This is a genomic window from Acinetobacter sp. YH16038 (assembly GCF_013417275.1).
Lineage (GTDB): Bacteria > Pseudomonadota > Gammaproteobacteria > Pseudomonadales > Moraxellaceae > Acinetobacter.
Map to the genome: position 1 here is coordinate 65,349 of NZ_VPEG01000011.1, position 15,105 is coordinate 80,453.

The 15,105-nt window shown below is 41.3% G+C and carries 12 protein-coding genes; 8 read left to right on the forward strand and 4 right to left on the reverse strand.

Annotation, left to right across the window (positions count from 1 at the left end; genetic code table 11):
* Window positions 1-11 precede the first annotated feature (11 nt).
* The gene (locus FTV34_RS06800) at window positions 12-1,433 is read right to left on the reverse strand and encodes a PLP-dependent aminotransferase family protein (RefSeq protein WP_180069517.1); all 1,422 of its coding nucleotides are present in this window, start codon (window positions 1,431-1,433) and stop codon (window positions 12-14) included.
* A gap of 189 nt (window positions 1,434-1,622) precedes the next feature.
* Here FTV34_RS06800 and FTV34_RS06805 point away from each other — a divergent pair, with 189 nt between their 5' ends.
* The 5 genes from FTV34_RS06805 (at window position 1,623) to FTV34_RS06825 (ending at window position 6,831) form a co-directional block, all read left to right on the forward strand.
* Window positions 1,623-1,784 carry a hypothetical protein gene (locus tag FTV34_RS06805; protein WP_162835335.1) on the forward strand — a complete coding sequence of 54 codons (162 nt, stop codon included), beginning with the start codon at window positions 1,623-1,625 and terminating at the stop codon, window positions 1,782-1,784.
* 257 nt (window positions 1,785-2,041) lie between these two features.
* On the forward strand, window positions 2,042-3,679 hold the full coding sequence (locus FTV34_RS06810; RefSeq protein ID WP_180069520.1) for a long-chain-fatty-acid--CoA ligase: 1,638 nt from the start codon (window positions 2,042-2,044) through the stop codon (window positions 3,677-3,679).
* Window positions 3,680-3,999: 320 nt separating this feature from the next.
* Entirely contained in the window at window positions 4,000-5,022 is a 1,023-nt protein-coding gene (locus FTV34_RS06815) for a flavin reductase family protein (protein WP_180069523.1), read from the forward strand.
* Between the two features lie 40 nt (window positions 5,023-5,062).
* Window positions 5,063-6,229 carry an acyl-CoA desaturase gene (locus FTV34_RS06820; protein WP_180069525.1) on the forward strand — a complete coding sequence of 389 codons (1,167 nt, stop codon included), beginning with the start codon at window positions 5,063-5,065 and terminating at the stop codon, window positions 6,227-6,229.
* 251 nt (window positions 6,230-6,480) lie between these two features.
* Window positions 6,481-6,831, forward strand: coding sequence for a hypothetical protein (locus FTV34_RS06825; protein ID WP_159122938.1), 351 nt, complete (start codon window positions 6,481-6,483; stop codon window positions 6,829-6,831).
* A gap of 69 nt (window positions 6,832-6,900) precedes the next feature.
* On the opposite strand, the gene FTV34_RS06830 is transcribed toward FTV34_RS06825, so the two are convergent.
* On the reverse strand, window positions 6,901-7,611 hold the full coding sequence (locus tag FTV34_RS06830) for an HAD family phosphatase (protein ID WP_180069528.1): 711 nt from the start codon (window positions 7,609-7,611) through the stop codon (window positions 6,901-6,903).
* A gap of 405 nt (window positions 7,612-8,016) precedes the next feature.
* Between FTV34_RS06830 and mtlD the strand changes: the two genes are divergently transcribed.
* Window positions 8,017-10,143 carry a bifunctional mannitol-1-phosphate dehydrogenase/phosphatase gene (mtlD, locus tag FTV34_RS06835; protein WP_180069531.1) on the forward strand — a complete coding sequence of 709 codons (2,127 nt, stop codon included), beginning with the start codon at window positions 8,017-8,019 and terminating at the stop codon, window positions 10,141-10,143.
* A 71-nt stretch (window positions 10,144-10,214) separates the two neighbouring features.
* On the opposite strand, the gene FTV34_RS06840 is transcribed toward mtlD, so the two are convergent.
* Together FTV34_RS06840 and FTV34_RS06845 are read right to left on the reverse strand one after the other, a co-directional pair.
* Window positions 10,215-11,219, reverse strand: a complete 1,005-nt coding sequence (locus FTV34_RS06840; RefSeq protein ID WP_159122941.1) for an ABC transporter substrate-binding protein — start codon at window positions 11,217-11,219, stop codon at window positions 10,215-10,217.
* Window positions 11,220-11,229: 10 nt separating this feature from the next.
* On the reverse strand, window positions 11,230-11,808 hold the full coding sequence (locus FTV34_RS06845; protein ID WP_004785667.1) for an ANTAR domain-containing response regulator: 579 nt from the start codon (window positions 11,806-11,808) through the stop codon (window positions 11,230-11,232).
* Window positions 11,809-12,152: 344 nt separating this feature from the next.
* Between FTV34_RS06845 and FTV34_RS06850 the strand changes: the two genes are divergently transcribed.
* Both FTV34_RS06850 and FTV34_RS06855 read left to right on the forward strand, forming a co-directional pair.
* Entirely contained in the window at window positions 12,153-12,305 is a 153-nt protein-coding gene (locus tag FTV34_RS06850; RefSeq protein WP_180069443.1) for a hypothetical protein, read from the forward strand.
* Window positions 12,306-12,836: 531 nt separating this feature from the next.
* The gene (locus tag FTV34_RS06855; RefSeq protein ID WP_180069534.1) at window positions 12,837-15,044 is read left to right on the forward strand and encodes a TonB-dependent receptor; all 2,208 of its coding nucleotides are present in this window, start codon (window positions 12,837-12,839) and stop codon (window positions 15,042-15,044) included.
* Window positions 15,045-15,105 lie beyond the last annotated feature (61 nt).

Here is a 15,105-nt window from a genome sequence, read left to right on the forward strand (position 1 = left end):
GCGTGGATGAATTAATCCACGCTTTTGCTATTTTGCAAGATCGTTTTTGCCAGCAGATTCACCGCGTGTTCAATCTCAGGTGTCCACTCATAAGAACAGTTCAGCCGGATATAATTTTGGCTGGTGTGTTCCGGTTTAAACAGTAAAGCTGGGGCAATCGCAATATTCTGCTGAATCAGCTGTTCATATAAAACCTGACCATCCAGCTGTTCCGGCAATTTGATCCAGAGAAAATAGCCACTGGAATAATAATAAATTTCACAGACTGAATCTAAACGCGCTTTGAGTTCCTGATAAAACTTTTGTTTATACTTTTCCAGCTGCTGTCTTAGATGACGCAAATGCTTTTCATAATGATGATGGGACAGAAAATCGACCAGTGCATTTTGTAATAACGGACTAACAGTCAAAGTACTCATGAGCTGTAAATGCTGGATTGCATCGGAAAATGGGCCAGCGAAAACCCAGCCAACCCGCGCACCCATGCCCAATGTTTTGGAAAATGAAGAGCAGTGCAATACCCGTTGATGCTGATCAAAATATTTCACGGAAACCGGCTTATGAGCGCCATAATTGAGTTCCTGATAGACATCATCTTCAATCAGATATACCTGATATTCATTTAACAGTTCTGCAATTCTTTGCTTGATCTCTGAATTTACCGTAAAGCCAATCGGATTATGTGCATTCAGCATCAGCCAGCAGACTTTGATCGGGTACTGTTTAAGTGCTTGCTCAAATGATTCCAGGTCAAAACCAAACTGCGGATGTTCAGGGATTGTAATAACCTGCAAGCCTAAACGTTCAGCCGCCTGCCAGGCACCATAAAAAATGGTTTGCTGGAGCAGGATAAAATCACCCGGTTGAGTCAAAGCCTGTAAAGACAGATTAAGGGCTTCCAATGCACCAGAAGTAATGACAATGTCATCCGAAATGCAGTTTATACCTTGTAACTGATAGCGGTTGGCAATGAGTTGGCGTAATTCCTGATTGCCCGGTGGCATATGATTTTGATGGCTATAACTGCTTTTTCTTTTGCTATGTTGCGCCAAAATCTGCATAAACCGGCTGTTATATAACAGTTCAGCATTTGGAAAAGCTGAGCCAAAAGGCGCAATATTTGGAGTTTGCAGTGACTTTAAATAATTAAATACCACAGAGTTAATTTGAACTTTGGAGTTTAAGCCAATCTGTACAGTGGGTTCTTTGCTGCTATAGGTTTGTGGTCGCTCCGCAATATAGTAGCCAGATTTATCTTTGGCATAGACCAATCCTTGCGATTCAAGCACCTGATAGGCATTAAGCACCGTCATCAGGCTATAGCCGGACAATTCAGTCTGTTCCCGCAATGAAGGTAATTTGTCATGCGCCTTCCATGCGCCATTTTCAATCATCTGGCGAATATTCTGGGCCAGCTTTTCAGACTTGAACATAAGAAAATAAAATCTAAACTGTACTAATATAATCGGAATTATATTATGAATAAGTTATTAAAATATAACAAATCAAAAAAATAAGTAGCTAACTGTTATATTTTTTTAAATGAATATTGTATCTATACAGCTGATTTAGGTCTGCTGATAATAAAACTCATAACGCCAGACCAACCTATGGGTGATCATATGAATTCAGAAGACAACAAAGCACCAAAATATGCTGATAGCAGTATTTCTGATGCAGCATTCAAGAAGATGATTCTCTGGTTTGCACTTTATGCCGGTTTATTCTGCCTAGGCGTTATCTTTGTAGTAAATGCAGACAAAATTATGATGAGCGGCTTTTAAAATTCTCTCCTTGAACACTATCATCGCCCCAATCTAAATTGGGGCTTTTTTTATGGCACACATTACCAGTTTTATTTTCTACTTTTTCTGCATCCACTCTGTGACTTTGTCACAATTTGACACTCACAAAATCAGATTTCCTTGCTAGATTCAGACTGTTTGATGATAAAAATGAATACAGGCTTTTCGCCAGCGCATCATACAGAAATAACAACGATATAACAGATGGACAAATAACAAGGATAAAGGAGTGAAGCATGCTCGGAAATATGATGTTCCAGCCCTTACTGATCAGCAGCATGATTGAACATGCCGGCCGTTATCATGCCGATACCGAGATCATTTCTAAAAATACCGATACCAGCATTAAAAAGACCAATTGGGGAGAAATCCGGGAAAATTCGAAACGTTTTGCCAATGTATTACAGCAATTCGGTCTGACACTCGGCGACCGGGTTGCAACCATTGCCTGGAATAATCATCGACATCTAGAATCTTGGTATGCCATTTCGGGAAGTGGACTGATTTGCCATACCATTAACCCGCGTTTATTTCCGGAACAGCTGGTATTTATTATCAATGATGCTGCCGATCGAATACTGCTGTTTGATAAAACCTTTGCACCTTTAATTAAAGCCGTCAAACCGTTATTAAAAACTGTAGAACAGTATATCTGTCTGGATGCTGAAGATTCGTCGATTCGTGAAGCCATTCCGGAAGTTCAGTTTTATGACGATTTGCTTGCCCAGCAATCTGCAGAATTTGACTGGCCTGAACTGGATGAAAATACAGCAAGTTCACTGTGTTATACCTCCGGTACGACTGGAAATCCGAAAGGGGTTTTATATAGCCATCGCTCAACAGTGCTGCATAGTTATGCGATTATCATGCCGGATTCCCTGAATGTGGCAGCGCGTGACATCATGCTGCCGGTGGTACCAATGTTCCATGTCAATGCCTGGGGAACCCCATATGCCGCTGCCATGGTCGGTTGTACCTTGGTGTTGCCGGGGCCAGGCCTGGATGGAGCCAGTCTGGTTAATCTGATTGATACGTATAAAGTCTCTGTGGCTTTAGGTGTTCCGACGATCTGGCAAGGGCTGATTGCGGCTGCCCAGCAAAGTGGTTCAAAACTGGAAAGCCTGAAACGGAATGTGGTCGGTGGTTCTGCCTGTCCACCGGCTATGCTGAAAACCTTTAAAGAGCAGTTTAACTGCGAAACCATTCATGCCTGGGGGATGACTGAAACCAGTCCACTTGGTAGTGCCAATCAGCTAAAAACCAAACATCTTGATCTAGCGGATGAAGAAAAAATGCAGATTCGTCTGTCTCAAGGTCGTCCACCGTTTGGCGTTGATTTACGTTTAACCGATGAAGAAAAAGGAACTCAGGAAATTGCCCGGGATGGTGAAACCATAGGTAATCTGCAGATTAAAGGGCACTGGATCATTGATCACTATTTTGGCAAGGAAGAATCTGCGCTCACAGCAGATGGCTGGTTTGATACCGGAGATATTGCTACCTTAAATGAAGATGGCTTTATGAAGCTGTGTGACCGTTCCAAAGATCTGATCAAGTCAGGCGGTGAATGGATCTCTTCAGTCGATCTTGAAAATATGGCGATGGGACATCCTGAAATTGCCATGGCTGCCGTGATTGCGGCACAGCATCCTAAATGGGATGAGCGTCCCGTTCTGATTGCGATTAAAAAGCCAGAGAGTCATGTGAGTGAAGCTGAAATTCTGGATTACTATGCGGACAAAGTCGCTAAATGGCAGATCCCGGATCGCGTGATCTTTGTAGATTCTATTCCGTTAAGTGGAACCGGCAAGATGCTGAAAAAAGACCTGCGTGAACTTTATGGTTCTATCTTGCTGGAACAGGCCGTAGGTTAAGCTATTTCTTTAAAAAGTAAATTTTTGCCTTTTTAACTCACCGAATATTTAAAACAGAAACTGATCTCTTATATATAGAGGTCAGTTTTTTTATATGTTTTTGCTAAAAATATACAGACCAAAAAAGCAATTTATTCAGTTCATACAGTTTTAACAGCACTTTCTGGCTAGGATTGTCTTACAAAAAGTCTAACTATGGTTTCTAAGCACATAATTTGACCTACATTGACATGGTGTGAGCTTCAAAATTCTTTATTCTGGACTACATAATAAATAGACAGTTGTACATTAATGCTGTCTGCGGAATAGAGGGGATAAAAATGACAAGTATGACAACCTACAAGCCGCATTGGATTCGTGAAGACTTCATTGATTTTGTTGGTGAAAAAATCCATCCAACCTGGGCACTCAAAAAAGTCAAAGCATCGGTCGTGAATATTCAGGCGGTCAGCCTGGACTTTTTCAAAATCCAGTTACGTCCAAATTATAACTTTAACCGCGGGTCATTTCAGGCCGGTCAAAATATCGCAGTGACTCTGCGTCTGGATGGAGTACGTCATCAACGTCATTATTCTATCGTGACCATTTTAAAAAATGGTGATGTGATTATTGCAGTCAAGCAGCAAGGTAAAGTGTCGCGTGCCCTAACTTTATTACAACTGGGTGCAGTAGTCGAGCTGTCTCAGCCACAAGGTGAATTTACCTTATTAAACTCTCCTAAACCGATTCTGTTTCTGGCATCTGGCAGTGGTATTACTGCCATTTATTCCTTATTGCAAAAAGCAGTCGTGCAGTTTCAGCATCCGATTGATCTGATCTACTTTACCCGTGATGATGCGTTTCATGCCGAGATCAAAACCTTAGCGTTAATGCATCCTCATCTGAAATATCATCATTTTAATACAGTCGAGCATAAGCAGCATTTGAGTCAGCAATTGCTAAACAAGCTGGTACCAGACTTTGAACAGCGTGAAATCTATGCCTGTGGTTCAGCGGGAATGATGAAAACTGCACTCAAAATTGCCGATAAACTGGCGGTGAAATCCAGTTTCCATTCTGAATATTTCCAGATTGCGATGGATGAAAAAGTGAAAGCACAGCCTGTACAGTTTTTAAGATCGCAGCAGGAATTCCAGGCAGAATCTAATCTGCTGGAAAGTGCAGAGCAGGCGGGTCTTCGTCCAGCGCAGGGTTGCCGTATGGGCATTTGTAATACTTGCTCATGTACTAAAGTCAGCGGTTCGGTGAAAAACATGCTGACGGGTGAGATCGACCACGGCAGCAATACTCCAATCAAACTTTGTATTTCACAGGCCGTCAGTCCTGTGGTGATTAATTTATAAGCTATTTCAACCATTACTAAACGAATAAGAAGGTGCTCCCATGAATATGCAAATTGATTTTAAAAAACACAGTAAATCTCAATTTCTAAGCCCGGAACAGGTTGAAGAGTTCGGTGCCAAGGTTGATGCTATCCGCCGTGAAGTAATGGAAGATTTGGGCGAGAAAGACGCAGAATATATTTATAAAATCCGTAATTTTGTACGTTATAGCGAGATTGCTTCCCGCGGCATGTTGATGTTTGCAGGCTGGTTGCCGCCAGTCTGGTTAGCGGGCACAGGCTTATTGGGTATCTCGAAAATCGTGGAAAATATGGAACTTGGCCATAATGTGATGCACGGCCAGTTCGACTGGATGAATGATCCGGGTCTGAATGGTTCGACTTATGATTGGGATACTATTTCCACTGGGGATGACTGGAAATACACGCATAATTATATTCACCACACGTATACCAATATTGTCGGTATGGATCACGATGTCGGTTATGGTCTGATCCGTGTCAGTGAATCTCAGTCTTGGGAACTACGTTTTATCTGGAATATTCCTTTAACCATTCAGTTGATGGTGTTCTTTGAATGGTATGTGGGTGTACAGCGTTTGCATCTGGAAGATGTGATTGCCTATAAAACCAAAACCTGGAAACAGGTCTGGGAAGAAGCAGCGCCTTTACGCAAAAAAATGCGCCGTCAGGTCCTGAAAGATTATGTATTTTTCCCACTGATTGCCGGTCCAAATGCCATTCCAGTATTTACCGGGAATGCGGTTGCCAATGTGATTCGTAGCCTATGGGCGTCTGCGGTGATCTTTAATGGACATTTCACTGAAGATGCAGAAACCTTTGAAATGGACAATACCGACAATGAAACCCGTGCGGAATGGTATCTGCGTCAGATCCGTGGTTCGAGCAACTTCAGTGGCGCGAACTGGTTGCATATTCTGAGTGGTAATTTAAGCCATCAGATTGAGCATCATCTGTTCCCAGATATGCCAGCAAACCGTTATGCCGAAGTAGCACCAAAAATCAAAGCCTTATGTGCTGAGTACGGGATTCACTATAACGAAGCCAGCTTTATGAAACAGTTCTCGACTGTATGGGTCAGACTGGCGAAATGCTCACTGCCAAATGAATGGAATCAGCAAATTGCAGAAAAAACTCACGCAGTTAAATCGGTGTTTCGTTACTTTAAATCCAAACTTGTAAATTAATTTTTTAAGGTTTCTCTATTATCCAGTTTGGTACTCCTCAATAGATTTGGATGGTCTATTGAGGATTTTTTTATCTGTTAAAAAGTGGTCAGTTCACACGAATTTATGAATGAAATATGAAGATGATTTTCAAAAAATGACGAAGGCGGGACAGATTTACTACCGCTGAAACGCTTCGCCTACAAGCTAAGCGTTTACCTCAAGGAGGTTCTTTTTATAATGGCCGCATTCAAGCATTCAAGGTCTCAGTTTTGAAATATCTTAAATATTTTTCAGGCATCTCACTTTTATTGCTGTTAACCGCGTGTAATACCCCGGAAACTCCAGCACCAGATTATCAGGGGAACTGGAAAAATACACTGGAAAATCCAAAATTGGAAAATATCCTGGTGATTTCCAAAAATGGTGAAAACTATTTCATTACCAATACTATTAAAGACAAAGAAAGCGGCAAAACTGACAAGAAAAATCCGATGCCAGCTTCAGTCGCTGATAATGGTCTGCTTCAGATTAATTCAGGTACAGGTGTCGTTGATTTCGCAATTGACGAAAAAACTGGCAATCTGGTCGGTTCAGGCTCCGTCTATAAAAAAGCCAAATAATGCTCTAATCTAATCAATTCAGAGATAACACGAAAAATGCCATGATCAGGGAGGATTCATGGCATTTTTTTAGTTCACCAATTTTATGAGACCAGCAAAATCTTCTACAAAATAATCTGCCTTGGCTTTGATCAGATCTATTTCATGCGCAGAATACTGGTCGTAAATTGCAACGACATCAATTCCCGCATTGTTGGCAGCTTCCACCCCAATTAAAGAGTCTTCAACAATCAGGCAATCTTTAGCCTCAATTTCAAAATGCTGGAGCGCATTTAAATACACTTCTGGATGCGGTTTGATATTCTCAACATTTTCACGAGTCAAAATAATCGCAAAATCATCATCAAAACTGATTTTCTGATTAATCTTCTGGTTATTGTCCTGATAACGCTGCACATTGAATAAACTAGTGGTAGTCGTGAGTGCCAATTGTATCCCTTGCTGTTTTAAGGCTTGAATCAGCAGCTCAGCTTGCGGTTTGAGTTCTATCACATGATCCAGAAAATGCTGTGAAATATGATAACGACGGTTTTTAACCTCTTCCTTGCTGGGTTCAAAACCATAGAGCTCTTTCAAATAGCCACAATATTCCAGATAAGGATCGGGCATATGTCTAAAGGCTTTCAGTTGCAGGTCACGCTGTTGCTGAATCTGATCCAGACCGACTTCGATCCCCGATAATTCCTGAATCAGGGCAGCATCGACCTGGTTCCAGATTCCCACTGAGTCAATCAAGGTTCCATCCAGGTCAAAACACACCAGCTTTTTATCTTTAAACATGACACACCCATTTTTCCTCCTCCGCCATTATCCCGTTTTGGGATAGAGATAAAAAGTCCAGTTTGGGTGCACATCCAGTCTGTATTTATCAATAAATTCCTAAAACGAACTTATTTTGAGCATTTTAAGTATTACTAATAATAAAAATCGTAATACTAAACTGGCACAGCATTTGAATTTATCTACACCTCCTAATTTGAATATTTATTTTTTATAAGAAACAACTTGCTGGTTACTTTTTGTTACCTAACGGTTACATAAGAAAACCTAAAACTATTTAATTTAGTCTTTATTGATTAATTTATAGTCAGAACTATTTCATATCTTTACATCGGTTTATTTAATCTCTTATTTTCCTTAAGGTATTGTCCACTTCTTAACTCATTGAATTATAAAAGGGGAGCAATGCTAGAATTTAAAAATCAAATCGTACACGGCGCAATTTTCGATATGGATGGAACCATGTTTGATACTGAACGTTTGCGCTTTCAAACCTTGCAACAAGCTTCGCGTGAGCTGATCGGCGTCGAATTTTCTGAAAACTATTTAATGCAGTGCTTGGGCTTAAGTGCCCGTAGTGCCGAGCAGCTGGCTAAAGAGCGTTATGGACAAGATGTTCCTTATGCCGAGATCCGCCAGCGCGCCGATGTACTGGAACTAGAACATGTACGCAATTATGGTGTTCCAATTAAAAAAGGTTTATTACAGGTACTGGAACGCCTACGCAAGGCAGGTCTAAAAATGGCTGTGGCGACTTCGAGTCGACGTGCGATCGCAGAAGAATATCTGATCAATGCCAATGTCTATAAATTTTTTGATGTGCTGGTGTGTGGTGATGAGATTAAACAGGGGAAACCTCATCCAGAAATTTTTATCAGCGCAGCCGAAAAAATCAATTTAAGTCCGGCTCAATGCCTGATGTTTGAAGATTCTGAAAATGGCCTGCGATCTGCTTATGATGCAGGTGGTATGACGGTACTTTTCAAAGACATTAAAACGCCGAATGAATCGATGCTGGCACAAGCCCAGTATTATTATGAAACGATGGAAGATTTTCTGATAGATCTGAACCAGTTTGTTCCGGTTCTGGAAATGCCTGAACTTGAGACTGCATTTCCGCAAACGCTGAATCAGTTAACAGTTGGGATTCACGGCTTCGGTGCAATTGGCGGTGGTTATCTGGCTCAGGTGTTATCACACTGGGATGGCTATACGCGTCCACGCAAAATTATTGCCTCAACGCGTAATCCACTCTATCAATCTGCCGTAAATGCGTTTGGCACCTATTGCATTCGTTATGGTCAGAACTCTTTTGACCAGCGTATTGAAAATATGAGTGTGATTGATGCGCATGATCTGGAGCAAATGCAGAACATGTATATTGAATCCAGTCTGGTGGCAGTCTGTGTCCCTGAGGAAGCTCTGGTTTCTGAAGCAGAAGTAATTGCACAGGGTTTATATGCGCGATACTTGGCCTACGAGCAGCAGGAACAGCCGCTGACGCTGTTAATTATCCTGAATAAAATCGGGGCCAAACAGCTGGTGATGCAGCAGATTCTGAGCCGTCTGAAACAGATTACGGATGAACAGACAGCGCAGCACATTATGGATCAGCATTATTTCTGTGACACCGTGGTCAACCGTATGGTGTCCAAGCTGTCAGACCAGAAACTGTATCGTCAGCTGCGTATCAAATACAACATGTTCAAGCAGTATCAGCTGGATGAAGATCTGTCCGTAGTTGATCTGGATGATGCTACGGCACTGAATACAGAACAGGAACATCAGGCTGGCTTGTATATTGAAGACCTGCGCCGTAATTTCCAGCCTAGTCATATTCTACAGTCAATGGATCTGATTCTGTTTAATGCCGAAACGGATATGCCAATCTATGTGGAAAATAACAGTCCATTATTGGCTAAAATGCGCCAGATGATTCTGGTAGATGATATTGCCAATATCCAGCTGATTAAAAACCGCTTATGGAATGGTGTGCATGCGATGATGGCCTGGTATGCCAGCCTGCGCGGTCATCAGACCATTGGCGTGGCCATGTCAGATCATGCGGTCAGAAAATTCATGCAGCAGGCCTTAGCGCAGGTGAAGCATGGTCTCTGTTACCAGATTCCTAAGCATGCTTCAGATCTGGAACGTCTGGCACAAAGTTTTACTGAATCCTGTGCCTATGCTTATCAGGACCCATGTGCACGTGTAGGGCGTGAACCCTTAAGAAAGCTGAAACACAATGAACGGGTTATGGGTTCATTATCGACCTTGCTTAAATATAGTTTACCGTTTGATGTGGTTTTAAAAGGCGCAGTGTTAGGTTATATCTATGCTCTGGAACAGGGTGAATGCGAGCAGCAGGAACTGTTGATGCATTTACAAATCCAGTTAAGACATATGGCGTTGGAACCGCAGCTTTATGAGGCTTTGTATGATGAAATGTCACAATTCATCAATCAGATGATTGCTGGAAAATTGTCCTTGCAAAAATTCATGCAACTGGATTTGCAGCAAGCGCTCAGCTAAATATCAGCAGTAAATAAAAAGACCCAGAACGATTCTGGGTTTTTTTTTATGGAAGTTCATAAATTTATAATTTATACAGTCGTGGATTCTTGCTGATAAATACAGGATTGGGCAATCTGTTGCTGATCATCTGCGGACAGATCAATATTTTCCCATTTTTCCATCTGCTCTAATAGCCAGATAAAATCGGTGAATTGAGGCTCAACACTTTCACCTGCAAGGTTACGAATAATATTCTGAATCTTATGGAAGTCATAAACGTGTCGAGAAGCTGAACATTCAAACTGGATAATCTGATAATCCATCAGCATGTCCCAGACTTCAGAAAGATCCGTAGCATGCTTTAAATCCATCTGGGCTTTATTTACAGCTGCGACTAAGGCCTCTACAGTCAGTGGATGCAACTCGCCCCATTCCTGAGTTATTGCTAGTACTTTATCTGCCACTTTAGGAATCACATTTTGGCTTGCTGCGACAATCAGGCTATAACCTTCAAGCTTGGCCTGAATATTCCAAGGTTCACCCACACAAAAACCATCAAAAATCTGTGCTGCAATCCCTTTGACCATCAAAGGAGGAGGTGAGGTCTTGAGCAATATATTTTTAGCATATTGCGCATCAGTTAAAGCCAGCCATTCTCTTAAACAGTAATGATGAATGGAGTATTTATAAACATGAGCCAGACCTACTTTATGTTGCTGCTTTAAGGCACTGACCAGCTTTTGTGACGTGATCTGTTCATTATCTTCAGGCTGAATGCCCAGTTCATAACACAAATCCTGTCTTAAGCTGATAAATGCCTGATTGATACTGAGGACTAATGGGGTCTGCAAAGCGACTTGTAACTGGTCTGCGCCCAAAGCAGCCGCGGGAAGCATGGCAGACAGGCAATGGGCAGCATCCAGAAAGCCATAGGCCAGACGGTCGCGTAAGCTGGACCAGGAGGCTTCACGGATCAGGTTTACCTTTAAACCCTGTTCAGTAAAATAACCTTGTCGCTCCGCCCAAAGAATGGCAACACAATCAAGCAGTGGAATATAGCCAATATTGAGTTCTGTTTTTTCTAATGTTGTCATTGAATGCTCCTTATTGGCCGGATAACAGTTTTTGTGCATCAAGTAAGCGCCTTGCCATATCGCCAATGGTAATCCGGTGACTCATGGCATTTTTGCGCAACAGGGCAAATGCTTCTTCTTCGCTCAGTCCATGCAGCTGGATCAGCAGGACTTTGGCTTTATCAATATCCCTGCGATCACTTAATTTTTCCTGAGTTTCCTTCAGGTCATGTAACAGTTTTTTATGTTTCTGGAATTGTTCAATCGATATTTCCAGAATATTTTCCAGTTTGGTTGGATCAATCCCGTCCACAATATATGCCGTGACTCCGGCATCAATGGCATTTCTGATGGTGTCCTTGTTGGAATTTTGGGTAAATAGAACCGTAGGTAATTCATACTGACTCACACAGCTTTCGATAATATCGCGATGAGGATGATCCATATTTAACAGAATGACATCGGCATGCAGGCTTTTGATATCAACAATGTTGAGGTCATTCAGAATGACACAAGCCACCACATGAAAATCATGCGCAAGCAAAGAAGCCTGAATAAATTCAGCGCGTTCTGGATCATCATCAATCAGGGCAATTCGTAATTTAGACATGCAAGATTTTTAGCTAGTACATTGGGGAATATTCCATAAGGACTTATGCAAAAAACATACCATGCAATTTGGTGCAAAAATCAGGAGATCAGGTTAAAAGTGTCATAAAAATAGTGCATAGAGTCTGATGAGACTAAATTACTCTGACTAAAATGAGGCGTAACCAAAATAATCGCACTAAAATAAGGAATTTTAAGACAATAAAGAATATAAAAATTACCGCTTAGATCAATTTTAATTTCATCAAGATGATCGGGAAAAATAAAAAAATCAAATATAGATAAAAATATTGGAATAATAATTGCTTATTTTTAATCCACTATAAATAAAAAGGTGGAATAGACATGAAATTACAACTTATACCATCCCTGCTAGTAATAAGCAGTCTTTTGATGGCGGGTAATGTGATGGCAGAAGATGGTGGTTTACGCTTTAACGAGAAAACTCTGGCCAAAGTGGCAGAAATGAAAACCAAGAAAAAATCAGCCGAAACCTAGCAAGTTGCACCATTACAAGCGCAAGTAATCGAAAATGCCTCTAAATAATAAAAGCCAGAATACATGAAGAAACTCTCCAGCAGGAGGGTTTCTTTTTTGGGCTGAAATCTATAAGCCATAGTTCAAAAAATAAGAATTCTATTTTCTAGTTATGACTAAGATTTTGGTCTAGAAACCTGTCTATTAAACTGATCTTGATGAATCAGAATATTGTTTATATCTTCAAAATTTTTAATTTAAATCACTTTTTGCCAACTCGAATTAGATGGTTACAAGAAAAAAATACATATCTATAAATTACAAATACTTAATAAATTAGATGTCAGAACTTGTATGAATCTGTCTGTGATCTTGTAAAGTACTGACAGATTTTTTGTATAGAAAAAATTAAAAATATTGCCGCACCAGTCAGATATTTTGGCAGAAAATATCTGCTTAATTTTGCATGCTTCATTTATGCTACAGCTTAAATTTTTAAGCCAAGTCCTAAAGCAGATCAGGATCACTTATACAGGATTGTATAAATTCGCCATGAATATGACAAAAATCCCTCTCAAGAAAAATCCGCTTAGCCTGATGATACTGTTGGCATTTTCAGACCATCTTTATGCTGAAACTACGCTAGCACAGGATAGTGTTCAGCAGCTGGACACTATTGTGGTGACCACTGAGCAAAATACAAATTCTCAGAAACAGACTGAGGCCGAACTTGCCAGCGTTTCGGGAGGAACCAACTTTATTTCAGATCAGCAGTTAGAACATCAGCGTCTGGGAACCATTGCTGACGTCTTCCGTCTGCAGCCCGGCATTTATGCCCAATCGCCGGGCAATGAAGGAGCCAAAATTTCTATCCGTGGTTCTGGCATTAACCGTACTTCTGGTGCACATGCATCCGGAACTTATGTCATGATCGATGATATTCCCTTTACCGGACCGGGTGGTACAGCTTATGAACTACTTGAGCCATGGTGGATTGATCATGTTGGGGTGTACCGTGGTGCCAATGGTTTAAAACAGGGCGGATTGTCCTTAGGTGGAACAGTTAACTATAAAAGTAAGACTGGTGCAGAGCAAAATGGCTCTGAATTAAAATATGAAGCGGGTAGCCATGGCTATCAAAAGTACCAGTTTAGTACTGGCCGACAACTCGACAAGTTAGATTATTATCTCGCAGTGACAGGTTCACAGTTTGACGGGATTCAGGATCATGCCGAAGGTGATGGCAAAGGTCTGGCTTTTAATCTGGGTTATCAGATCAGTCCAGATATTGAGACCCGCTTTTATGCTCGTTACCGTGAAAGCAAACACTTAACGCCGGGACGCATTACCCAGGAACAGCTCAAGAATAATCCTGAAGCGGCTGACACTAATTTCGTAACTATTGATGCCAAACGGATTCAGCCGGGCAGTACCTGGCTAGCCAATACTACGACATGGAATTTGCAGGATGATGCCAAACTGACCGGTAGTCTGGCTTATCATCATTATCCACTAGATTTACGTGAAAGTACCTATCGTACTAATGTCGATTATGAAGATATTAGTGCACGGATTCAGTATGAAAAGCCTTATCAGTTGTTCGGTCTTGAACATCAAGGACGAGTTGCTTTTCGAAGTAGCACGCACCGTCCAAACAGTGGGGTTACCGAAAGTTTAAGAACTGATCGGGTTATAAACGGGGAGGAGTATCCAGCAGGTACCGTAACACGCCGTTATACCTATCGTGGTTCAGATAACGTTCTGCAATTTGATCAGGAAACTACATTAAATGATCAGTTCAAATTAGATCTGGGACTGGCAGCCGTGTATACCCATCGGGAAAGTGAAGTGACTTATGCAAATATTATTCCCGACCCAAATTTAGGTCCTGATGTAGATCCTAAAGTCAGTCGTTATGAATGGAATTTTGCACCAAGACTTGGATTGACCTATCAGCCAAATGACTCTGTGCAATGGTTTGCCAATTTAAGCCGGAGCATTGAACCGGCACATCCTTGGGCAATGGCTTGGTCTTCACCTTATTACTATTCTAAAGACAGTGGAGCTGCATCAAATCGAGTACGTGCGCCAATCTATTTAGACACGCAAACCGCCAATAGTTTTGAACTGGGGGGGCGTGGACAATCGGGCTTTGGAGACTGGGCACTGAGCTACTATTATTCCAAGATTAAAAAGGAGCTATTGTCTTCTGAAATGATTAAAAATTACGGGAATGATTCTGATTCTACTACTTCAGAGGAAAGAATTAGTGTAGAAGCAAATGCCACACCAACGATTCATCAAGGGGTGGAGCTAAGTCTGAATACACCATTACATGAATCCCGATATGGTGAACTGCATCTGCAACAGGCTTATACCCTTAGCGATTTCCAGTATAAAAATGATCCATTGTTTGGCAAGAACCAGTTACCGGGAATACCAAAACATCTTTATCAGGCGCAGCTCAGTTACGCCTTGAATAACGGTCTTTATGTAGGGCTAAATACTGAATATGCATCGAAGATGGCACATGACTATGCCAATAGCCGCTTTAGTGATGATTATCAGATTTGGGGTATTGATCTGGGATATGCGCCAGAAGATCAGTCATGGAGTGCCTGGGTTAACTTCAAGAACATCACCGATGAGAAATATGCAGCAGTGGTGATTCCAGGTCTTAATGATAATGGGAAAGATGAAGCACGATCTTCACCAGGTGAAGGTTTCTCGACCTATGCAGGTGTGTCGTTTAAATTTTAAAATCATCATTTCATAAAAAAAGCGGGCATTTTTGCCCGCTTTTTTTATCCTGTCAGCTTGT